At 30.9% G+C, this 24,779-nt stretch carries 14 protein-coding genes; 6 read left to right on the top strand and 8 right to left on the bottom strand.

The features are described from left to right. The 3 genes from QM495_RS12415 to QM495_RS12405 all read right to left on the bottom strand — a co-directional run. Positions 1-515, bottom strand: a 515-nt coding sequence (locus tag QM495_RS12415) for a Na+/H+ antiporter NhaA (RefSeq protein ID WP_408672433.1), incomplete at its 3' end; no start/stop codon positions are given. Between the two features lie 106 nt (positions 516-621). Continuing rightward, on the bottom strand, positions 622-2,220 hold the full coding sequence (pckA, locus tag QM495_RS12410) for a phosphoenolpyruvate carboxykinase (ATP) (protein ID WP_408672432.1): 1,599 nt from the start codon (positions 2,218-2,220) through the stop codon (positions 622-624). 233 nt (positions 2,221-2,453) lie between these two features. Further along, on the bottom strand, positions 2,454-2,822 hold the full coding sequence (locus tag QM495_RS12405; protein ID WP_408672431.1) for a DUF423 domain-containing protein: 369 nt from the start codon (positions 2,820-2,822) through the stop codon (positions 2,454-2,456). A gap of 88 nt (positions 2,823-2,910) precedes the next feature. Here QM495_RS12405 and QM495_RS12400 point away from each other — a divergent pair, with 88 nt between their 5' ends. Together QM495_RS12400 and QM495_RS12395 are read left to right on the top strand one after the other, a co-directional pair. Beyond that, positions 2,911-3,141, top strand: a complete 231-nt coding sequence (locus QM495_RS12400; protein WP_408672430.1) for a putative signal transducing protein — start codon at positions 2,911-2,913, stop codon at positions 3,139-3,141. 73 nt (positions 3,142-3,214) lie between these two features. Further along, entirely contained in the window at positions 3,215-4,585 is a 1,371-nt protein-coding gene (locus QM495_RS12395) for a saccharopine dehydrogenase family protein (RefSeq protein WP_408672429.1), read from the top strand. A 38-nt stretch (positions 4,586-4,623) separates the two neighbouring features. Here the strand turns inward: QM495_RS12395 and QM495_RS12390 are convergent, their stop codons facing one another. After that, a complete protein-coding gene (locus QM495_RS12390; RefSeq protein WP_408672428.1) occupies positions 4,624-5,340 on the bottom strand; it encodes a tRNA1(Val) (adenine(37)-N6)-methyltransferase in 717 nt (238 codons plus the stop codon). A 271-nt stretch (positions 5,341-5,611) separates the two neighbouring features. On the opposite strand from QM495_RS12390, the gene QM495_RS12385 reads away from it, so the two are divergent. After that, positions 5,612-16,897, top strand: a complete 11,286-nt coding sequence (locus QM495_RS12385) for a PKD-like domain-containing protein (RefSeq protein ID WP_408672427.1) — start codon at positions 5,612-5,614, stop codon at positions 16,895-16,897. 20 nt (positions 16,898-16,917) lie between these two features. Next, positions 16,918-17,925, top strand: coding sequence for a type IX secretion system membrane protein PorP/SprF (locus tag QM495_RS12380; protein WP_408672426.1), 1,008 nt, complete (start codon positions 16,918-16,920; stop codon positions 17,923-17,925). A 206-nt stretch (positions 17,926-18,131) separates the two neighbouring features. Here the strand turns inward: QM495_RS12380 and QM495_RS12375 are convergent, their stop codons facing one another. From QM495_RS12375 to QM495_RS12360, 4 genes are all read right to left on the bottom strand, one after another. Continuing rightward, the gene (locus tag QM495_RS12375; protein WP_408672425.1) at positions 18,132-19,436 is read right to left on the bottom strand and encodes a carboxypeptidase-like regulatory domain-containing protein; all 1,305 of its coding nucleotides are present in this window, start codon (positions 19,434-19,436) and stop codon (positions 18,132-18,134) included. Between the two features lie 227 nt (positions 19,437-19,663). Next, a complete protein-coding gene (gene lysS, locus QM495_RS12370) occupies positions 19,664-21,364 on the bottom strand; it encodes a lysine--tRNA ligase (RefSeq protein WP_408672424.1) in 1,701 nt (566 codons plus the stop codon). A gap of 36 nt (positions 21,365-21,400) precedes the next feature. Next, complete coding sequence (locus QM495_RS12365) at positions 21,401-22,213, bottom strand: carbonic anhydrase (RefSeq protein WP_408672423.1); 813 nt, start codon at positions 22,211-22,213, stop codon at positions 21,401-21,403. 265 nt (positions 22,214-22,478) lie between these two features. Continuing rightward, positions 22,479-22,985 carry a DUF456 domain-containing protein gene (locus QM495_RS12360; protein WP_408672422.1) on the bottom strand — a complete coding sequence of 169 codons (507 nt, stop codon included), beginning with the start codon at positions 22,983-22,985 and terminating at the stop codon, positions 22,479-22,481. Between the two features lie 134 nt (positions 22,986-23,119). Here QM495_RS12360 and QM495_RS12355 point away from each other — a divergent pair, with 134 nt between their 5' ends. Together QM495_RS12355 and QM495_RS12350 are read left to right on the top strand one after the other, a co-directional pair. Beyond that, complete coding sequence (locus QM495_RS12355; protein ID WP_408672421.1) at positions 23,120-23,491, top strand: BlaI/MecI/CopY family transcriptional regulator; 372 nt, start codon at positions 23,120-23,122, stop codon at positions 23,489-23,491. Then, on the top strand, positions 23,488-24,779 hold a 1,292-nt coding region (locus QM495_RS12350), incomplete at its 3' end, for a M56 family metallopeptidase (RefSeq protein ID WP_408672420.1). The genes QM495_RS12355 and QM495_RS12350, both read left to right, overlap by 4 nt.

Below are 24,779 nucleotides of genomic sequence, written 5' to 3'. Positions count from 1 at the left end.
ACTGCTCCTATGTCATCGACAATTGCAAATGCTGTTAAAAATATCTTTAATCCTAAAGGAACACGTTTCCCTAATAATTTTAAAATACCTAAAGTAAAAGCAATATCTGTTGCCATTGGTATTCCCCAACCTTCACCTCCAACTTCTCCATTGTTAAGAATTAAAAATATAATTACCGGGAACAACATTCCTCCAATAGCTGCAAAAATAGGAAGTGAAGCTTTTCGCAAAGTTGTTAATTCTCCAACTAATATTTCACGCTTCACTTCTAATCCAATAACAAAAAAGAAAATAGCCATTAAACCATCATTAATCCATAATATTAAGGGTTTTGATAAATGAAAGCTCGTATCAGCAAAACCAATAGTAAACTTATGATTCCATAAAGCTTCATATATATAACCAAAAGATGAATTCGCCCAAATAATAGCCAAAATAGAACAGGCAAAAAGGATAATACTTGAAGCGGTTTCTAATTTTATAAAACTTTTTAATGAATTACTAATACGTTTCATTTAGTCATTTTTTAATATCTACGAAATATACAATAATTTTAATTTTTAACACAAAAAAACCTCCCTATTAGGAGGTTTTAGAATAAATTTTAAGTGAAATTTGCACTTATAATTGAGGCCCAGCTGGCACTAAAGCTTTACCTTCATCAGTATCACAATATTTCTCAAAGTTTTTAATATATAAAGCTGCTAATTTTTTAGCTTTTTCTTCCCATTCTTTTGCATCGCTATATGTTTTTCTTGGATCTAAAATATCGCTTACTTTTTCTAATGATTTTGGTGCTGTTAAATTCAAATAAGGAATTTTAACCGTTTCAGTTTTATCAATAGAACCATCAATAATTGCATCAATAATTGCACGTGTATCTTTCAAAGATATTCTTTTTCCTGTTCCATTCCATCCGGTATTAACTAAATAAGCTTTTGCATGGTGTTCCTTCATTTTTTTAGCCAATGTTTTTGAATACATTGTTGGATGTAAAGTTAAAAAAGCTTCTCCAAAAGCAGGAGAGAATGATGGTACTGGTTCGGTAATTCCTCTTTCAGTACCCGCTAATTTAGAGGTGAAACCGCATAAAAAGTGATACTGAGCTTGAGCTTCATCTAAAATAGATACTGGAGGTAACACACCAAAAGCATCTGCTGATAAATATATAATTTTACTTGCGTGACCTGCTTTTGAAGGCAATACAATTTTATTAATATGGTAAATTGGATAAGAAACTCTTGAGTTTTCCGTAATTGAATGATTATAGTAATCTATTTTTCCATGTTCATCAACCACCACATTTTCTAGTAAAGCGTCTCTTCTAATTGCTTTCCAAATATCTGGCTCATTTTCTTCACTTAAATCAATCACCTTCGCATAACAACCACCTTCAAAATTAAATACACCTTTATCATCCCATCCGTGCTCATCATCTCCAATTAAATAACGTTTTGGATCTGCAGATAATGTTGTTTTACCTGTTCCCGATAAACCAAAAAATATAGCTACATCACCTTTTTCACCAACGTTAGCTGAACAGTGCATAGCAGCAATTCCTTGTAATGGTAAATAATAGTTCATCATAGAAAACATTCCTTTTTTCATTTCTCCACCATACCAAGTTCCTCCAATTATTTGAATTTTTTCAGTTAAATTGAACATTACAAAGTTTTCAGAATTTAAACCTTGTTTTTTCCATTTAGGATTTACTGCTTTTGAACCCGCTAGAACTAAGAAATCAGGTTCTCCAAAATTTTCTAATTCATATAAAGAGGGTCTGATAAACATATTGGTTACAAAGTGAGCTTGCCAGGCTACCTCCATAATAAAACGAACTTTTAAACGTGTATTCTCATTTGATCCACAAAAAGCATCAACAACATATATTCTTCCTGAATGTGAAAGTTCTTTTATAACTAACCCTTTTAAATCTTGATAAACTTCATTTGATGTTGGCATATTTACACTATTCCAATTAATAGTATTTTCAGAAGTGCTATCCTTAACTATGTATCTATCTTTAGGTGAACGACCCGTAAAAACACCTGTTTTAACAGCAACTGCTCCTGTATTAGTTTTATACCCTTTTTCAAATCCTCTTCTGTGAGATGCTACTTCAGATTTATACAATTCTTCATAAGTTTGATTGTACATTACCTCTTGATATCCGGTAATCCCTATTTTATCTAACTCTTGAATAATTTTCAAACTTTTCATTTTAAATAGATTTTATGGTTACTAACTTTAATTTAAATTCACTACAAATTTACATATTTAAAACGTGTAACAATTGTAACGAATATTATTTTTTTAAACAATCTGCTAAAACGTTTTAGCTATTTACACTGCTAATTATCAGCTGTATAGAAATTATTTAAAACTTTTTTTTTAATAAAAATGCTATCGGCTATTTATTAAAATATTTAATTTTATTTTTATAGAAGAATTAATTATTGTTTTTTATAAAAAGCAATTGCCATTTTTAACCAACCTAATATAAAAAATAAACCTCCTAACGGCGTAATAAACCAAATACTTTTAGCATTAATACCAAAAGTTATAGCATATATAGAACCAGAAAAGAATAAAATACCTATTAAGAATAAAAAGGATAACTGATTTTTTATTTTCACAGAAAAATTAGCTGTAGTATTTACAAACAATAAAACAAGCACATGAAACATTTGATATTTTACAGCAGTTTCAAAACTTTTTAATTCTTGAGCGCCTAATTGCTCCTTTAAAGCATGTGCTCCAAAAGCACCTAAAACAATAGTAATTGCTCCTAAAACAGAAGTAATTGTTAAATTCTTATTCATCTTTATCTTTAATTTAGAATTACAAACATAAAAATTAATTGTATATAGTTCATTAATATTTTATATATTTCAATTAAACAAAAAAAATATGGGAAATAACTCTGAGAAATTAGTTACACTTACAATAACAAATTTTATACATCAGGTTGAAATTGCAAAAATAATATTAGCTAATAATGGAATAGATAGCTTTATTTTTGATGGAAATGTAACTTACACAGGACTTCCTTCTTCTGAAGGTTATAAACTGAAAGTGAGTAATTTAGATTTTGAAAATGCTAAAAAAATATTGAACGAAGTAAACGCTGAAGATAATTAGTTAATTTATATAACAAATAAACTATTAAATTTGTATTTTCGTATACCTTAAAAAATTTATAATTTATACAGAAATGAGAAAAATTTTGTTAATTGGCGCTGGTCAATCATCTTCATCATTAATTACATATTTACTACATAAATCTTACTCCGAAAATTTACATTTAACCGTTGCTGATGTATCTTTAAAACATGTTAAAACTATACTCAATAATCATGAAAATAGTTCAGCATTATTGTTAGATATTTTTAATGAAGTTGAACGAAAAAAAGCGATTAAAAATGCTGATATCGTAATTTCTATGCTTCCTGCACACTTGCACTTAAATATAGCTAAAGATTGCTTAGAATTTGGTAAAAATATGGTGACTGCTTCTTACATTTCTAATGAAATGAAAGAATTAAATAATGAAGTTCTAAAAAAGAACCTCATTTTCATGAATGAAATTGGTTTAGACCCCGGAATAGACCATATGAGTGCTATGCAAGTAATTGATTCTATTAGAGATAAAGGTGGTGAAATGTTACTTTTCGAATCGTTTACAGGTGGTTTAGTAGCTCCTGAAAGTGATGATAATTTATGGAATTATAAATTCACATGGAACCCAAGAAATGTAGTATTGGCTGGTCAAGGTGGTGCTGCAAAATTTTTACAAGAAGGAAAATATAAATACATACCCTACCATAAATTATTTAGACGTACCGAGATACTAAATATTGATGACTATGGTAAATTTGAAGGCTATGCCAACAGAGATTCTTTAAAATATAAAAGTATTTATGGTTTAGATAATATTTTAACTTTATACAGAGGAACCATTAGACGCGTTGGCTACTCTAGAGCTTGGAATATTTTTGTTCAGTTAGGAATGACCGATGATAGTTATACTATTGAAGATTCTGAACAAATGAGTTATCGTGATTTTACAAACTCCTTTTTAGCATATAACACTAATGATTCTGTTGAATTAAAATTACGTCATTATTTAAAAATTGACCAAGATGATATTATTTGGGAAAAACTTTTAGAGCTAGATATTTTTAATCCAACAAAAAAAGTAGCTTTAAAAAATGCAACACCGGCACAGATACTTGAAAAAATATTAAAAGATAGCTGGACTTTAGATGAAGCTGATAAAGATATGATTGTTATGCAGCATCTTTTTGGTTATAAATTAAATGGTGAAAAATACCAAATTGAAAGTAGCATGGTTTGTCTTGGAGATAACCAAACATATACTGCAATGGCAAAAACTGTAGGCTTACCTGTTGCAATTGCTACTTTAAAAATACTAAATGGTGAAATTAAAACACCAGGCGTTCAACTTCCAATTAGTAAAGAAGTTTACAAACCTATTTTAAAAGAATTAAAAGAAAACGGAATTATATTTAAAGAAAAAAATGTAGCTTATTTTGGATATAATCCTGATGTTAAAGTTGGGTGAAAGATCTAAAAAACGCAGAAAGGGTTTCTATTTAATCTCTACATTTTTAAATAGAAATCCTTTACTAATTCTATATATTCTTTTGTGTATTTATGACGTTCTATTTCAATAATTAATTCTGTTTCTTCAATTATTTTTTCAGTAAATGAAAATTGTAATAAACTACGTTTTACTAAAGAATTTTTATTTCCTCTAACTCTTGTTATTCTATTTATAAGTAAACTATTTTCATTCGCTAATTCAATAAAATTAGCCTCTTCTTTAAAAGGAATTATAAAAGCACAACTTCCATTTCTTGATACTAATTTAGAAACACTTTTTAACAATTCTATGTAAGGTAAACTTCCCGTATGACGAGCCATAGCACGTTCCTTTGATAACTCCTTATAAGTTGAAGTGTAAAAAGGCGGATTAGAGATGATTAAATCGTAGCTATCATCAATCTCATTAGAAAATTCTTGTAATGAAGCATGGTAACAAAATAATCGATCTCCCCAATCGCTATTTTCAAAATTTTCAACTGTTTGCTCATAAGAGTTATCATCTAATTCAATAGCGTCAATAAGTTCAGCATTGCATCTTTGAGCCATCATTAAAGCTATTAAACCTGTTCCCGCTCCTATATCTAAAATACTACGAGGATTAAAATTTAAATTAACCCAAGCACCTAATAAAACACCATCAGTACCAACTTTCATAGCTGCTTTATCTTGCTGAATTATAAATTGTTTAAATTGAAAAGGAGTATTTGACATATCATTAAAATAATGAACTCATAATTTATTTGAAAAATTTTATTGCAAACTTAATTTATTTATCATTGCTTATGTAAAAGTTAACACAAATATTGTAACATTTTATGCATCAGTATAAAACTAAAAATTTATCCAAAACCATATAAGTTAAAGCTATTATAATGATATTTATCACCCAAGACTACACTCCATTAACATTTTTTATTATATTTGTATTTTAAACTATGATTTATCCCCTCATAACCAAGTAAATCATAAAACCTCTAGTGCTATGTATAAAAATACCTTTTTATCAATAAGAAGAGTAATTTCTTTAGTTATAATATTATTAATTTCTACAACTTTATTTTCAAATTCCTTTGAAAATAATTCAGAAAACAAAGTTATTACTGCTGTTGATGCAGATAACCCAACTTTTTCACCGAATACAGGTCATGCAGGTACCATTGTAACCATCAATGATTTAGCAGGTACTTTTACAGCTATTCCATTATCTACTGTTACCCTTAATGGTGTTCCTATTAGTCCTTCAGATATTACTTTTATTTCAAGTACTGAATTAACAGTAATAATTCCGTGTGGTTCAACCTCAGGTCCATTTATTGTTGATGGTGGCCTTCCTTCAGTTCTTGATTTTAATTATATAGCTCCTTCAGTTGATGCTTTAGTAGACCAAACATATTGCGTAAACGAGACTGCTTTTCCAATAGCATTATCAGGTCAACCTACACCTCCTACTGATGGTGTTCTTGAATTTTTATGGTCTAGTTCAAACGCTAGTATTGGTTTAATAAATGCAAATCCAACAGTTGGAGTTACAGCAATTCCAACTTTTACACCACTTAATACTACCACAGAACCAATTTCAAGTATAATTACTGTAATACCTACTATAAATGGATGCCCAGGCCCAAGCACAAGTTATACCATTACTGTGAATCCGAGGCCGATAGCAAACTCAATAGCTTCCATAGTTGTGTGCGCAGGAGAATTAGTTCCTCCAATAACATTAACTGCAAGCTCTCCTTTTTCTGGAACTGGTAGTTCATTTACTTGGAGTGGGGATAATAATGTTGCCATTGGATTAGGTACACTTTCAGGCTCTACATCTCCAATACCTCAATTTACAGCAACAAACACCACAGGTTCAACTATCACTTCTACGTTTACAGTAACACCTACTTTTCAAGGTTGTGATGGAATACCAATAACTTTCACTATAGATGTTTTACCAGATAATTTTGCAGGAACATTAACTTTTGATATTTGCTCTGGAGACACTTTCACACAAACTTTAACAAGCAGCATACCTGGAAATATAGATTGGTTTAGAGCAGCTGTCCCTGGAATTTTAGAAGGTACTAGTTCTGGTACTAATATTATAAATGAAGTTCTCACAAATACAACGAGCACAACCATTTCTGTAACCTATGATTTAACTTTACCTAGTGGCCCTACTTGTAATGACACACAATTTATTGTAGTTAATGTAGCTCCACGACCTTCTGATGCAACTATTATTACTGGTGGCCCTCAGTTAGTTTGTGCTGGCGATTCAGGAAATGTATATAATACAGCAGTTATTCCAAATGCAACTTCATATGTTTGGACATTGCCGGATGGAAGCAATGTTACAACACCAACAAATAGCATCAGTATCAGTTATGCTGTAACAGATACCTCAGGAAATTTAACTGTTCATGGAGAAAATTCATGTGGAATTGGAGGAGAATCAGCTAACTATCCTATTACAATTATAGCACAACCCACATTATTAAGCAGTGTAACACCTCCTAATATCTGTTCAGAAGACATCTTTAATTACACTCCGGTCAGTAGCACTTTTGGAGCTAGTTTGTCTTGGACAAGAGCTATACAACCTGGTATATCAAACCCACCAGGAATAGGTAATGATGATATCACAGAAAGTTTAATTAACGCTACAAACGCTACTTTACCTGTTGTTTATACATATACCTTAACAACAACTGATGGGTGTGTAAATACTCAGGACATAACAGTATTAGTTGATCCATTACCTCAACTAACAAGTCCAACTGCACCAACAGCAGTATGTTCTGGATCTCTTTTTAATATACCGCTAATAAGTGATGTAGCCGGTACAGTTTCTTGGTCAAGAGTTGTTTTTCCAGGAATTGCAGAAGCTTCTAGTTCTGGCTCTGATTTTATTAATGAGACATTAACAAACACAACAAACGCTACTATATCAGTACCTTATACAATAACCTTACCTACATCAACAGCAGGCTGCGACGCAGCAGTAATAACAATTTTTGTAGATGTTGAACCTTTACCTTTTGATGCGGTTACTATTACTAGCGGCCCACAAACTGTTTGTGCTGGGTCATCAGGCAATGTATACATAACGGATGTATTACCAAATGCCACTACCTATGAATGGACATTACCTAATGGGAGTATTGTCGCTACTAATTTTCCAACAATTACTATTAGTTATGCATTAAGTGAAACATCTGGAAACTTAAGTGTGCATGGTGTAAATTCATGTGGCAATGGAGGAGAATCTGCAAATTATTCTATCACAATAATAGCACCTCCAACATTATCAAGTTCATTAACTCCTCCTCCTGTATGCTCTGGAGAACCTTTTATTTATTTTCCAACAAGCACACCCGCTGGTGCAACTTATACTTGGACTAGAGCTTTACAGCTTGATATTTCAAACCCAGCAGGAGCTGGTACTAATGATATTAATGAAATTTTATACAATTTAACGAGTAGCCCAATTCCTGTTGACTATGTATATACCATTACAACACCTGAAGGTTGTCAAAATACTGAAATTGTTACTGTTATTGTAAATCCATTACCTATATTAACCAACCCACCTATATTGCCTTCAGAAGTCTGTTCAGGGACTCTTTTTGATTACACTCCAATTAGTAATCCAATTGGCACTATAAATTGGTCAAGAAATGCAATTGTGGATATATTAAATCCATCAGCTTCTGGTTCAGGAACTATCAGTGAAGTACTAATAAATACATCATCTTCACCCGTTACCGTAACTTATGAGTTAACTTTGCCAGCGACAACTGCAGGCTGTACAAATACTGTTAGTTTTATTGTAGTTGTAAACCCAGTTCCTTCTGATGCAACGACCATTGTAAATGGTCCCCAAACAGTCTGCGCCGGTTCTACAGGAAATATTTATAATGCAAACCCAATACCAAATGCTACTTCTTACCTATGGACATTACCTAATGGAAGTACAAACACAACAACTACAAGTCAAATTACCATTAATTATACACTAAGTAATGTTTCTGGAAACCTTACAGTTCAAGGTGTAAATTCTTGTGGTGTAGGAGCCGTTTCTGCAAGTTATCCAATAACAGTATTAGCACCTCCAATATTAACAAGTCCAACATCACTTCCTGATATTTGTTCAGGAGATACCTTCACTTATAATCCAACCAGTAGTTCCCCTAATATAAACTTCTCTTGGATAAGAAACTTACAATTTGGTATTGCTAATGCTCCTGGTGTAGGAACTGATGGAATAAGTGAAACACTTATTAATACACTTACAATTCCTATATCTGTAGAGTATATTTATACAATGACAACTCCAACTCCGGAACTTTGTGAAAATACTGAGATAGTAACAGTTATTGTAAACCCTTTACCTACTTTAACAAGTTCAACCGCTCTAGCACCAGTATGTTCTGGAACTTCTTTTACTATACCATTAACAAGTAGTGAACCCGGCTTAATATCGTGGAATAGAAATACAATTAGTGGTATTTTAGAGGGGTCTAATTCTGGTTCAGGAAATATTACTGAAACATTAACTAATTTAACAAACACTACAGTCTCTGTTACCTATGAAATTACATTACCAAATACAGCAAATGGATGTTCAGATATTGTATATATAACTATTGATATAGAAGCAATACCTTCGGATGCAGGATCAATTAATAGTAGTGGGCCACAATTGGTTTGCGCTGGTGCGAATGGAAATGTATATACCGTAGCAGCAATTACAAATGCAACTTCTTATGCTTGGACATTACCTAATGGAAGTATAAATACAACAACTACAAATTCAATTACTATAAACTACGGGCTAACTGATGTATCAGGAAACCTAAGCGTTCATGGAGTTAATTCTTGTGGAATTGGTGGAGAGTCTGCTAATTATCCTATAACAATAATTGCACCTCCAACGTTATCAAGTGGGTTAACACCTCCTGATGTTTGTTCAGAACAACTATTCACTTATACGCCTACAAGTATTAGTACAGGAGCTACATTTTCTTGGACAAGGGCAATACAAAGTGGTATTTCAAACTCAGCAGGAAGTGGTAATGATGGTATTAGTGAAATCTTAGTCAATACAACAAATGTCCCAGTAGGCGTGGATTACATCTATACAATAAATACCTCTGAAGGGTGTGAAAACATAGAAACTGTAACTATATTTGTTAATCCGCTTCCGCAGTTAACAAGTTCAACGGTAACAACTGAAATTTGTTCAGGTGATACCTTTACTTATACACCAGCAAGTACTACAGACCCAACTACTATTAATTGGACTAGAGTTCCAGCCGCAGGTATACTAGGAGCTGCTTCAGGAACTGGGAATATAAGTGACGTATTAATTAATTCAACAGGTTTACCAATATTAGTAACCTATGAATTAGACTTAACACCAACAGGGCAAGGATGTACAGATACTGTTACTATTAGTGTTATTGTAAATCCATTACCTACTGCTAGTATTTCTGGTGGAGGAAGTACTTGTTTAAATAGCACAGACAATTTAATTATCTTTACTGGTGCAAATGGTACAGCACCATTTACATTTACATATAACATTGATGGATCAGGGCCTTATTTTATTACCACAACCTCTGGTAATAGCATTGCTATACCTTCATCTTCAAGTACTGTAGGAACTTTTTTATATGATTTAATTAATGTTCAAGATTCTAGTACAACTAGTTGCTCCAACCCACAAACTGGATCAGCAACTATAACTGTAAATTCTTTACCAATATTAATAATTACGAATCCAACACCTGTTTGTGAAATTGATACTGTTGATTTAACAGTTGGAGCAATAACTGCAGGCTCAGATGCTGGTTTAGCATTTTCTTATTTTACAGATGCTACTGCAACTACACAATACCTTACACCTACGGCTGCCACTGAAGGAACATATTATATTATGGCAACTAACACTAATGGTTGCTCGGTTATTAAACCTGTAATTGTAACAACAAACCCAATTCCAACTGTAACAGTAAGTAACGTTACAGTTTGTGAAGGAGATTTAGCTACTATATCAGCAATTCCGAACCCACCAGGAGCTTACGATTATAATTGGACCAATTTACCTGTTGGAGTACCAAATCCAGGTAATGTTGCTTCATTCACAACATCTATAGCTGGAGACTATACTGTTGACGTAACCAATCAAATCCTACCAAATTGTGTAAGCTTAACTGCTACAGGTACTGTAACTTTAAATCCTTTGCCTGATGCTACAATTACAGGCTCTGCATCAACAATATGTGTTGATGATGTTGCAACAATTAGTTTTACAGGTAGTTTAGGAACAGTTCCATATACTTTCGCGTATAATATTAATGGAGGTACCACTCAAACTGTTCTCTCTGCAGGAACAACAGCAACAATTAATGTAAACACAAGCGTTTCTGGAAATTTTAATTTCAACTTATTAAGTGTTACAGACTCAAGTATTACTGCTTGTACACAAACATTAACAGGCTTAAGTTACGCTATTGAGGTATTACCACCTCCTAGTTTAACTATTTCAAACCCTGCTCCAATTTGTGCAGGAGATACTGTAGATTTACAAACCACCATTACACCTTTTGATAGTGGCTTAACTTACACTTATTGGGCAAATATAGGTGCTACTATTCCTCTAAGTACTCCAAATGCTGTTAATGAAGGAACGTACTTCATTAAGGCTACTAATAGTACGGGTTGTTCAAGTATAGCTGAAGTTGTAGTTACTGCTTTAGCATTACCTACTGTAACCATAAATAGCGAAACCATTTGTGAAGGAGATACTGCTACAATAACGGCAACACCTACAATAACTGGTAGTTATAATTATAATTGGAGTGTTCCTTCTGGCGCAACAAACCCAGGGAATGTATCCACTTTTACTACTTCAGTTGCAGGTAATTACACAGTTTTTATCACAGACCAAAATACACCATATTGTGAAAGTACAACTGCAACAGGAACTGTAACTATTAATCCTTTACCTACGGCTACAATTTCTTCTTCAGCTACTGAAGTTTGTTTAAACACACCAGTAACAATTACATTTACAGGGGCTACAGGTACTGCTCCATATACATTTGAATATATTGATGAAAGTGGGGCTACACAAACTATTGTTTCTACTTTAGATATAGCAACTTTTACAGTACCTACTAACACTTCTGGAATTTATAATTATACATTGGTAAGTGTTACAGACTCAAGCGCTACTTCTTGTACACAAATTCAATCTGGCACAGCATCAATTACGGTAAGGGATTTACCAATAGTAGATGCAGGACCGAGTACACTTGAAGTTTGTGCAGGTGAAGAAATTACCTTATCTGGATCTGGTGCAACTACCTATATTTGGAATAATGGTGTTACGGATGGTGTGCCATTCACTCCAATAATTACAGGAACCTACACGGTTATAGGTACAGATAGTTTTGGTTGTGAAAATACAGATGACATTATAATAACTGTTTTACCGGCAATAACAGGTACCATCACAGGAACTTATGATTATACCCTTTGTGAAGGCGCAACTCCTCCAATAATTACTTTTGAAGGAGCAAATGGTACAGGTGGTTATACTTTTTACTATACAATCTCTTCAAGTTTACTTCCAATTGACGTAACAGGTTCAATTACTACTTCTGGAAATACTGCAGATTTAACACCCCCTATACCAACTACGACTCCAGGTGAGTTTTTAGTTACCTTAAATAGTGTAGATTCTGGCACTTGCAGCAATGGCCAAATTTTAGAACCTTCTCAAGCGTTTGTAACCATTTTAGAAGCTGGTATTGTTCCATTAAATCTTATTGATGTAAATCAATTGATATGTGAAGGAGATCCTATTATAGATATTGTTTTTGATATTAACGGCTCACCTACTGATGCCTTTGTAGAAGGTTTACCTACGGACGTACTAAGTGAGTATATTCCTAGCGCAACACTTGGAATTCCAGGTACATTAACAATTTCAGGAATAGCTTCATCAGCTGGTACATTTAATTATATTGTTAAAACTTCTGGAGCAATAATAGGTTGTAATTCAGAATTTACGGGTATTATTGAAGTAAACCCTATAGGTAAATTAAGCTTATCCATTCCTGATTCAGATGTACAAGATGTTTGTATTAATACAGCTATTACTCCTATAACTTATAATTTAGAAGGAAGTGCAAATGGAGCAGCTGTTATATTTTTACCTTATACACCAACTGGTATTACTTGGTCTGTTACTAGTACAACTGTAACTATATCTGGAATACCAACTGAAGCTGGAGACTTCACATATACTGTTGAAACTTTTTCTACAACTACAAGTTGTGAACAAACAACAACAAACGGTTCACTAACTATAAATAGTAGTGAAATAACATTACTTTCAGGAGATCCAGATCCAGTATTATGCATAAATACACCATTAATTGATACAATTAATTATAACATAATAAATAATCCAAATATTATAATTCCTGGAGCAACTTTAATACTAATAGGACTGTTACCTGAAGGCATAACATTTGATTCTATTACTGGAATAATTGATGGTACACCAACAGAGGCTGGAATATTCCCATATACTATTGAAGCTTCAACAGGTTGTGGAAACATATTATCAGGAACAATAACTGTAAATGACGCCTTGCCAAATGTTGAGATTGAAGGTGGTCTTCAAGAAATTGAAGTTTGTATAGGTAGCGAAATTACATTGACTGCTACAGGAGCTGATAACTATGAATGGTATCTAAGTGTTGACCTTGATGCAAGTGGAAGCCCTATAGCTCCACCGCGTTCTACAAGTGATACTTTTACAATTACTCCTACAGAAAATGGAAGTTATTTTGTAATAGGTTCCTTAAACGCAGGTTGTGATAATATGGCAGAAATTAATATATTATTAAAACAAGCAATTACTGCAACTATCGAAGGAAATAATGTATATGAAGTTTGTAAAGACACTAATGAACCAAGTATTACATTTAAAGGTTCCAACGGTACAGCACCATATATATTTACTTATAGTATAGGTACTATTATTAGTACTGTAACTTCACCAGCGACAAGTGATAGTGTAATAATTAATATACCTACTAATGTAGCTGGCATCTATAATATTCAATTAATTAATGTGGAAGATTCTGGCAGTTTATACTGCAATCCTCCACTATTGTTAGAACCAACAACAGCAGTTGTTACTGTTCTTGATTCTGGAGTATATCCACAAGCGGGAACATCAACTTACCAAACTATTTGTGAAGGAGACGCAATTACTCCAATTACATTTGATATCACTGGTGATGCTACAAATGCTTATGCAGAAGGGTTACCTTCAGGTGTTACAAGTTCATTTGTTGGTAATGTATTAACCATTTCTGGTACACCTACTGTAAGTTTTGATTACACAGTTGTTACTTCGGGTCTTATCGCTGAGTGTAATTCATCATTTACAGGAACAATTACAGTAAACCCTAATGATACCATTACAGCTTTAAATCCGTCTAATGAACCACAAGAAATTTGTGCTTGCACATCAATTGAGCCTATTTTATATGAATTAGGTGGTGGTGCAACTGGCGCAACAGTAACAGGACTTCCTTCAGGTATTACTTGGAGTATTGTTGATAATATAGTTACTATTGAAGGTAACTCTTGCGACACTCCTAATACTTATACTTATACTATAACTACACAAGGTATCTGTAGTTCTGCTACAGAAGAAGGTGATATCACAATTCTCGATCCGGATTCACTACAGTTAACTATTGGAGAAGCCAATACAACTATTTGTGTAAATGTTGCTTTAGCACCCAATATCCAATACCAATCATCACCAGGTCAAACACTTATTTTGATAGGAACATTACCTCCTGGGGTAAATTTCACAAATGATGTGGTAACTGGTAGTGGAATTATTCAAGGTACTCCAACATTAAGTGGTGTGTACAATTATAGTATTTTAACAGGTAATAACTGTAGTACTGAGCTTTCAGGCTCTATCACAGTTGAAGATGGTCCGTTCATAAATTCTATAAGCGGTGAATTGAACCAAATCTCTTGTTTGAATTCTGCAATAGAACCAATTCGTTTTGCAGTACCTTCGAGCCTAACTGACGTAACATTCTCACCTACATTACCTACTGGTATTTCTTATTTAATTTCAGATGGAGAATTAATAATTTCTGGAACCCCAACTGTAATAACAAGTAATCCAAATATAATTACTATATCAACAGACATAATTTGTAATGATTTTGCTACTGCTGAAATTGAATTAACAATTGAAGATATTCCTACAATTATACTAGAGTCTAGTTCAGGTCTAGTTACACAGTCGGTTTGTCAAAATAGTGAAATTGATCCAATCATATTTACTGTAAATCCAATAGGTACAGAAATTGATGAAACGTTACTACCTAGTTTTATTACCGTTAACTTTGATTCAGTTACAGGAACTTATGTACTTACAGGTGCTCCTGTAAATACAGGTACATTTAATTTCCAAATACAAACATTAAGTAGTTTAAATTGTAGTGCCGAATTAGATATAACTATTGAAAATTTATATGCAGCTGTAACCATTGAATTAGATTCAGGCTCAGACAGTCAGACGCTTTGTTCGTTTACAAACCCAATTGAAGATATTGTTTACAATATTACGGGTAGTTTACCTAGTGCTGGGATTATTAGCGTATCAGGTTTACCTTCTGGAGTTAGTGCATCACAAATAACTTCTTCAACAGGACTTGTACTAACAATAAGTGGTCAGCCTTCAGAATCTGGAATCTTTGAATATGAAATTATATATGATAATTGTGGTACTATTAAAAAAGGTGTCTTAGAAATTTCTTCACCTATGTCTATAAGTGGTGAGGTAACTCAAATCTCTTGTGATGGTAATGATGGAGAAATAACAGTAACTATCTTTGGAGGTGTACCGTTTATTGATGAAAATGGAAATCCTCTCTATGCTATTACTTGGGAAGGGCCAAATGGGTTTCGTCAAAATCAAAATACAATTACGGGGTTAGCACCTGGAGATTATACATTTAGTGGTACGGATGCCATTGGATGTCCTCTACCAACTGAGGTTTTTACTATTAATTCTAATGAATCTATAGCTATTTCCTTGCTTTCAATTACCAATGAAAGTTGTAATAGTCCATGTGTAAATTTTGATTTCGCTGGCGGAAGTGGTATTTACACTTCATTCTTATTAGAAAATTATAATTCTTCAAGTCAATCTTGGAACGAAGTACTAGGAGTAACAAATTATTTTAATATATGTGACTTACAAATTGGATTGTATAGATTGTCAGTTACAGATAGTAATAATTGTGTCTCGGAACCATATTCATTTACCATTGATAGCGAACAATCACTTTCAATAGATTATGTAAACATTGATGAAAATCTTTGTAGTAATGCTTCTGGAACAATAACAGTTAAAATGAATTCATTAGATACTGATTTAACTTTTTATTATAATGACGTATTAGTATCTTCAACAAATGTAGGAAGTAATATTTATGAGCTTGTAATTAGCACATCTGGTTTAAATGGAATATTAAAAGTTGTAAATTCTCAAGGTTGTTCAGATGAAGTCATTCTTTCTACAAATACAGTTGAAGATATTGATTTTGAATTTACATCTTTAGATTTTGCGTCTGTTGGATATATAGGTGTAAATTCTAGTATTGAATTTACAAACTTATTGGACATTAATATTTTCAACAATATAGATTACAATTATATAGTTTGGGATTTTGACGATAATACTCCCTTTAAAGTATTTTATAATCCTGAAGATTTAGCATATAACTCAGATGGTGAAAATATTAATACTGTTTTCCATACCTATACAAATGATGGTATTTATGAAGTAACACTAACCGTTTTTAACAGTGCAGGTTGCTCAAAATCCATTACTAAAACAATAATTATTGGTAAAGGTGCTACAATTATACTTCCTACCGTGTTCTCTCCAAACTATGATGGTATTAATGATTTATTTGGACCTTCATTTAACGGAATTAAAGAAATTACTATGTACATTTATGATGTATGGGGTAATTTAGTTTATGAAGCCACAAATAAGGATATTACATCAGAAAATAATTTAGGTGAGTTAAGATGGGATGGTATTGAGCCTGTTAATTCAGAACCTAAAAACACTTCTTATAGATGTTATATTATTGCAAAAACACTTGATGGAAAAACAATAGAAAAAACAGGACGCTTCTTAATAGTACAATAAATTTATAAAAATTACTCATGATGAATAAACAACTCTATTTTATTTTATTAGTATTCTGCGTTAATTTAATGTACGGCCAAGAATATTTTTATAATAATCAAAATAAAATTACGGGGACTCTAAACCCTAGTTTTTATGGATTTACTGAAACCTCACAACTTGGGGTTATCTATGGTAATGAAAGTATTCTAAATGGTGATAGTAATATTGAAAATAGTTTCGCATTTGGTTCTGCATTTTTTGAAGATTATAATTTTTCACTAGCACTTGATGTTAATTTATTTCAAATTAATGCATTAGGTTATTCTACTTCACAAGCAAATGTGCATTACATTTATAAAACTAATTTATCTTATAATTGGGTACTAAACACCTCTCTTTCTATTGGCTATGGAAATCGTAAACTAGATTATTCTTCGTTAGTTTTTGAAGATCAAATTGATATATTTACAGGAAACATAGCTGGAATTAGTATTGACCCTGTTAATGTAAATAATAAAGTAAATTACTTTGACTTAGGAGCTGGGGCTCATATCCATAATAGTAGAAATCTATTTTTTGGTTTAAGCCTAAAGCATATAAATCAACCTAATACTTCCTTCAATAGTGAAGCAAAAGTTAAAAAAGATTTATTTATATCATTTCAAACAGGTTATGAATATGATTTAAATCCGTATAATAGAGGATCTTTACCTTCAAACTCTTATTTATATTTATATGGATCATTCTCCAATCAAGGCTCTAAATCAAGAGTTGACCTATATCAAGAAGCTATTATTGAAAATTTTTCATTCGGTTTAAACCAACATTTAAATAACTACTTGGGAACTAATTTAACTACTATGGGGGCTTCAGCAAGTATATTCCTTGAACAAATGGAAATTGGTGGTAACTATTCATTTGAATTAGGGAATAAAAATCTAACTGGTGTATCCTATAACTATTTTCAAATTTTTATTCTTTTTGATTTTTACCAGTTTAGACAATTCAGAAGAGGAAACAATAGTAAATTTTTTAATTTTAATTAAATACATCCTATAAAGATTAAAATGTAATTAAGAATTTTAAACCTACAAGTTAACAATCTTAATTTGTATTACATTTTAAAGAATAGCTTAATAATTCTAAATTAATATTATTTAGGGTCTAGAATCCCATTTATACAATCAACAATTTGTTGTGAATTTACAATACTATAAGCACTGTACTTTCCTGAAATAGGTTGACTAAAATTTTAATTATTTTTACGCCTTTTTAGTTGTTTTTGAATTTTCCTAATTGCAGATTCAATAGATTTTTCTGGTTCAATAACATTATATTCTCCCCAAAATTCAGGGTCAGAAAAACCAGAAGATTTTTCACTCATAATTACCGAAGGTCTTAATCTCTCTTTAATTTTTATTAACTTTTTGGTCGAATTTTGTTTCCAATTTGTTACTGCCATTTCAATAGTTGTATAATAAACCGTATTAAATAACTTTTTATCCCAATCTATTTTAAAGCCCAATTGAATTCTACTATATCCATAATACCATTTACCCTCTTTTTCACGATAATCTATATGATATGTAGCTTCAATTGGGTACACTTTTGCATGTTTTGGTTTCTTAACAATAAATATTCTGCTAGCCTTAACTTTATTTTCAATATTTAGTTTAAATTTAGCGTTAGTTAACGCTAATGTTTGAGCATCAACATATAATTTTCCATAAAAAAGTGGATCCGTTATCTGTTTTTTTTGTTTAAAATTAACCACATAAATTGGCCTATTATCAATTTTTGTAGTTTTATCAAACTTGAAGTCATAAATTTCAACCATTTTTTCAGTGAAAAAAAATTGAGGATTTTTCATAATATCAATATACAACGTATTAAAAGGTCCACCTCTAAGTTTAAAAGCAACGGTATCTAACCTAGAGTAATCTGTCTTTTTTCGTGATTTATAAAGTTTTAAAATATCTTTTTTAGAATTTGTATATGGTTGCTTATTAATTTCTATAACTGCTTCCGATAAAGACACATAATTTCGTCTTTTTTTTATAGTTTCCCTATAAAAAGCAGTCATATTATTCAATTTATTAGAATAATTATCTCCCCTTCTTTTTAATACTTCTAAAATTAAAGATTCAGCATCTTTAACAGAAAGATTAACTTCAGAAAGCTCTTCAATATAAGTCTCTAATTTTATAATTGTTTTTAAACTAAAATTAGATAAATTTAATACTTTACTAGTATAACCTAAAAATGAAATTGTAACATTTTGATTTGAGTGTATTTTAGGAACTTTCAATAAAAAATTACCTTGAGTATTTGAAATTGTACTAATATTTGTTCCATTTACAGTTAATGAAGCAAAAACTAATCCTTTTTTAGTTTTACTATCTATTACTTTTCCTTTGTATTCATTAAAACCTATGGTATCATTTAGAATTACATGTGTTAAGGCAAAACTATAACTTTGAAATCCTATGATTAAAACAAAAAATAGAATTGACTTTAATACGTGTTTATTGATAAATACTTGTGTGAATTTAGTCATGATAACAGATTTAAATTAAATATTTAGCACTACTAAAATAGTGATTTATAGACGAATAAAAAAGTTAAAGTAACTAGAATATCAATATCTTAAAATTAACACTTTTTAGCTTTTAATATTAAATACAACCTTAAAACCAATAAAAAAAGGAACTACCGATTGAGTAGTTCCTTTTAAACGATAATGAGATGCTGAAATAAATTCAGCATGACATTTTAATTTTTTATTTAAATTATTTCTACAAATAAACCTTCTTCTGTATTATTTACTTTGGCAATAGTATGTTTAGTTAAACCTTTAATAGTTTTATCCCATTTTTTATTACTTAAACCACTTTGAGATTTTAAATCTACTAAAGCTATTTTTTTAACTTTCTTCAAAATTTCGAAAACCATTTTTTCTTCATCATTCAATTCAACAGCTGGAGCTTTTTTCTCTGGTTTCATTTGAGGAAAAAATAATACTTCTTGAATTGAAGCATTATTTGTCATGAACATTACCAAACGGTCAATTCCAATACCAATTCCTGAAGTTGGTGGCATTCCGTATTCTAACGCTCTAATAAAATCCTGATCAATGAACATAGCTTCATCATCTCCTTTTTCTGATAATGATAATTGGTCTTCAAAACGTTCACGTTGGTCTATTGGATCATTTAGTTCAGAATAAGCATTTGCTAATTCTTTACCATTTACCATTAACTCAAAACGCTCTGTTAAATCTGGATTTGTACGATGCTCTTTTGTTAACGGGCTCATTTCTTTTGGATAATCTATAATAAATGTTGGTTGAATGTAAAGATGCTCACATGTTGAACCAAACAATTCATCTATTAATTTTCCAACACCCATAGTTTCATCAACTTCAATTCCTACCTTAGTACATACTTCTCTTAATTCAACATCACTCATTCCAGCAACATCAAAACCTGTATGGATTTTGATTGCTTCTAAAATAGGTACTCTCGGATAAGGAGCTTTAAAGCTTACTTTATTTTCACCTATTTCAACTTCGGTTGTTCCGTTTGTGTCAATGGCAATTTTTTCTAATAATTCTTCAGTCATGTTCATCATCCAATTATAATCTTTGTATGCTACATACAACTCCATAACAGTAAATTCTGGATTATGAGTTCTGTCCATACCTTCATTTCTAAAGTCTTTAGAAAACTCATATACCGCATCAAAACCACCAACTATTAACCTTTTTAAATATAATTCATTAGCAATACGTAAATACAAAGGCATATCTAATGCGTTGTGATGTGTTATAAAAGGACGAGCAGCTGCACCTCCTGGAATAGGTTGTAATATTGGTGTTTCAACTTCCAAATATCCTTTTTTATTGAAGAAATCACGCATTGAATTGGTGATTTTAGTTCTTTTAATAAAGGTTTCTTTTACGTGATCGTTTACAATTAAATCAACATAACGTTGACGGTATCTTTGTTCTGGATCAGAAAAAGCATCGTGTACTTTTCCTTCAGCATCTGTTTTTACAACGGGTAATGGGCGTAAACTTTTTGATAAGACTGTTATTTCTCTTGCATTGATAGAAATTTCACCAACTTTGGTTTTAAAAACTTCACCTCTAACCCCAATAATATCACCCATATCCAACAATTTTTTAAAAACCGTATTATACATGATTTTATCTTCTGTTTGGCAAAGTTCATCTCTATTAATATAAATTTGCATGCTGCCACTGGCGTCTTTTAATTCAGCAAAAGAAGCCTTCCCCATAATTCTACGACTCATCATTCTTCCTGCCAAAATAACTTCCTTACCTTCAAATTCATTAAAATCAGAAAGTATATTTTTGATTTTAGTGGTTGTTTTGAATTCTTTTGCAGGATAAGGATTTATACCTAATTCACGTAGTTTTTGTAATGATTCTCTTCTAATTATTTCAAGTGCTGATAATTGCATGCAGTGTTTTTTAAATAGTTGTTATTTAGCGCTTTTTTATTGATTGTAAACCTGTACTTCTCTTCCATTTAGTGATTGTATAGGTCGGTAATTATTGTTTAAAATTTTTTCAAAAATTTCAATTTGTTGTTTTGAAGCGGTTAGTGGAGTTTTTAACACATACCAATTTACAACCTCTGAACATGGAGGTGTAGTTAAAGAACCTTTATAATTGTAATAACTTTTATTTTTAGGAAATAAACTTATAATATCTATCATATCTTCAGATTTAAATTCTCCTTTACTGGTTGGAAAATTTTCTAAATATTTATCAAATAATGCATTAGAATCACCTTCTTCAAACAAAACACCTAGTACTGCAAAATTTGTGTCAGAATTTTTATGTACAAAATGAACTTCAATTGGGTAATGGTTTCCATCAATAGTATGCTCACTTTGTGTGTGATAGTGAAATTGTAATAATTTATAATCTGTACCATTTAATTTTACGTTGTTATCACCTGTTATGTTAAACTGAACGGTATGTTTATTATTAATAATAGTAACATCAGATTTTCCATAATTAAATTCAATAGCAGTTAAAGTATCTACTTTTGAAATAGCATTTGTACTAATGTTAATTGGTGATTGTGCACTCCCACCACAGTCAGTAAATTTATCAGATAAATTTTCCCAGTTCTCAGGACCATCTTCTCCTTTTTGATGTGACCAATGTACGTCTGTTTCCTTCTTTTTATGTATCTGGTCTGTACTTTGTATATTTTTTTGTTCGTTTTTAGTTTCGGTTTTACAAGATATTATTGAAATAAGTATAAATAATGTTACTACAAAATTAGCTATGTGTTTCATTTTCATTTCTTTTAAATTATAAATGTTAGTTTTTTAATCATTAAAAACAGTTTGCAAAGATACAATCAATTCAGAAAAATAGGTAATTTAGAAAGAAAAAGAATTTACAATTTGTTATCTAATTATATTTTATATATTTGCTTATCGCATTTTTAGTGCGATTTAGTTGTGTTGTTTGACGTTAATAGCGTCAGGTTTTTTAAAAAAACCAATGGAAAGCTTCCCGAATTCGGGACGCTTTTTTTATTTTAAGTCTATTGCTTTTTTAAGAAAATGTGAAAAAGATTGATTTGTATTCCCAAAATATTGAAATATATAAACCTGTAAATATTATAGCCGCTATAAATTTTAAAAAGGAAGAAGTTAAAAACCCAATGAAAGAGCCAAAAGCTGCCTTTAATGCTTTGCCAGAATTTTTTTCGTTTAACATTTCTCCGATATAAGCACCTATAAATGGCCCTATAATTATTCCAAAAGGAATTGGAGCAAGTAACCCAACTACTAACCCAACCATAGTACCAATAACACCATAACGTGTCCCTCCAAATTTTTTAGTTCCCATTGCAGGAATAAAATAATCAACAATCCATATAAGTATTGCAATACCCAACGTAATTCCTAAAAACGCCCAATTCATAGGAACTGCACCCGTAAAATGAAGAATTAACAAACCAAACCAACTTGTTAATGGTCCTGGTAAAATCGGTAAAAATGAACCTATTATACCTAATAATGCTACCAAAAAACCAATAATTAACAGAAAAATGTCCATAGGCTAAATATAATCTTTCAAAATATATTTTGAAAGATAAATTTAATACAATTTTAGTTTTTCAACTAAAAAATTAGTTTAAACTAACTATTTAGTTATATTTGTACTGTAAAACTAAAAACTTAGTTAAAAAAATGGAGCGACAATTAACAAAAGCTGAAGAACAATTAATGCAAGTTTTGTGGAACTTAGAAGAAGCATCTGTAAAAGATATTATTGAAAAGTTACCTGAGCCCAAACCAGCTTATAATACGGTTTCAACTATTATTAGAATATTAGAAACTAAAAAATTTGTTTCACACAAAGCAAAAGGAAGAGGATATGTTTATTTACCGTTAGTGAATAAAACTGCATATAGCAATCAGAGTATAAATAAATTAGTAGATGGTTATTTTGGAGGTTCGTTTAAAAGTATGGTATCATTTTTTGTAAATAAAAACGATATTGATTTAAAAGAGTTGGAAACTATTTTAGAAACTATTAATCCTAAAAAAACAAAAAAATGATAAATTATATACTACAAGTAATTTTATTTCAAGCATTATTCTTAGCGGTGTACGATTTCTTTTTACAAAAAGAAACCTTTTTTAAATGGAATCGATTTTACCTGCTAATAACTCCAATTTTATCCTTTATTGTTCCATTACTAAAATTTGAAAGTGTTCAAAAAGCAGTACCGCAAGCTTATGTTGAACAATTACCAACGTTGTTTTTAAATCCGCAAATTATAATTGAACAAACAACTCAAAATAACTCAACAATAGATTATTTGGTACTAATTTTTTATGCTGGATTAGGTACTTTTTTATTCTTATTTTTAATTAAGTTTACAAAAATACTTCAATTAATATCAACAAATAAAGTACTCAAAAAAGAGAAGTTCTCATTAGTATTACTAGAAAACAAACAATCGGCTTTTTCATTTTTCAATTATATATTTATACACAAACATTTATTAAAAAATGAAGATTTACATATTATAAAACACGAATTAATACACTGTAAACAAAAACACACATTAGATTTGTTATTATTTGAAGTATTAAAAATAGTGTTATGGTTTAATCCTATGGTTTATATCTATCAAAAACGAATTACAGTGCTACACGAATATATTTCTGATGCTGAAGTTGTAAATGAAACTGATAAAAATACGTATTTCAACAAATTACTAGCCGAAACTTTTAATGTTGAAAATATTTCATTCATCAACCAATTTTTTAAACATTCATTAATTAAAAAAAGAATAGTTATGATTACAAAAGAAAAATCTCAAAAAATGAAACAGTTAAAGTATTTATTAATTGTGCCTTTGTTATTAGGAATGCTAATTTATTCATCTTGTACTGATGCTGCAAAGGATGAATTATTGGAAATGGAAAGCATATTACAACAAAATGAAGGAATAACTGAAGGAAAATATTTTGATACAAAAGATGGAAAAATATTTGTTGGAAAAAGCTTAGCGGGAACAATTGTTTCGTTTGAAGAGTATACTGAAAAAGAAAAGGAAATGTACACTAGATCTTCAACTATTGAAAATTCAATTTTTAAATTTCTTGTTGTTATTGATAGTAACGGGGATCGTATAGGATTTCTTAAAACAAATAATAATGCAGATTCATATAAAAATAATTGGGAATATGTTAAAGGTGAAGATGTTCCATTTGCGAAAATTGAAATTGTCCCTGTTTTTCCAGGGTGTGAAGGGACAAATGAGGAATTAAGAAAATGTTTGCAAGATAGTATCACAATGCATATAAATCGAAATTTTAACTCCAAATTAGCAAATGG

The sequence above is a fragment of the Lutibacter sp. genome (genome assembly GCF_046055765.1).
In the GTDB taxonomy this organism is placed as follows: domain Bacteria; phylum Bacteroidota; class Bacteroidia; order Flavobacteriales; family Flavobacteriaceae; genus Lutibacter.
This window is presented reverse-complemented; position numbering and strand designations above follow the sequence as displayed.

Excerpts from the sequence above, each read along its gene's own strand:
- QM495_RS12390 (WP_408672428.1), bottom strand. The coding sequence starts at position 5,340 with ATGTCAAATACTCCTTTTCAATTTAAACAATTTATAATTCAGCAAGAT.
- QM495_RS12355 (WP_408672421.1), top strand. The coding sequence starts at position 23,120 with ATGGAGCGACAATTAACAAAAGCTGAAGAACAATTAATGCAAGTTTTG.
- QM495_RS12375 (WP_408672425.1), bottom strand. The coding sequence starts at position 19,436 with ATGACTAAATTCACACAAGTATTTATCAATAAACACGTATTAAAGTCA.
- QM495_RS12365 (WP_408672423.1), bottom strand. The coding sequence starts at position 22,213 with ATGAAACACATAGCTAATTTTGTAGTAACATTATTTATACTTATTTCA.
- QM495_RS12385 (WP_408672427.1), top strand. The coding sequence starts at position 5,612 with ATGTATAAAAATACCTTTTTATCAATAAGAAGAGTAATTTCTTTAGTT.
- lysS (WP_408672424.1), bottom strand. The coding sequence starts at position 21,364 with ATGCAATTATCAGCACTTGAAATAATTAGAAGAGAATCATTACAAAAA.
- QM495_RS12400 (WP_408672430.1), top strand. The coding sequence starts at position 2,911 with ATGGGAAATAACTCTGAGAAATTAGTTACACTTACAATAACAAATTTT.
- QM495_RS12380 (WP_408672426.1), top strand. The coding sequence starts at position 16,918 with ATGAATAAACAACTCTATTTTATTTTATTAGTATTCTGCGTTAATTTA.
- QM495_RS12395 (WP_408672429.1), top strand. The coding sequence starts at position 3,215 with ATGAGAAAAATTTTGTTAATTGGCGCTGGTCAATCATCTTCATCATTA.
- QM495_RS12360 (WP_408672422.1), bottom strand. The coding sequence starts at position 22,985 with ATGGACATTTTTCTGTTAATTATTGGTTTTTTGGTAGCATTATTAGGT.
- QM495_RS12405 (WP_408672431.1), bottom strand. The coding sequence starts at position 2,822 with ATGAATAAGAATTTAACAATTACTTCTGTTTTAGGAGCAATTACTATT.
- pckA (WP_408672432.1), bottom strand. The coding sequence starts at position 2,220 with ATGAAAAGTTTGAAAATTATTCAAGAGTTAGATAAAATAGGGATTACC.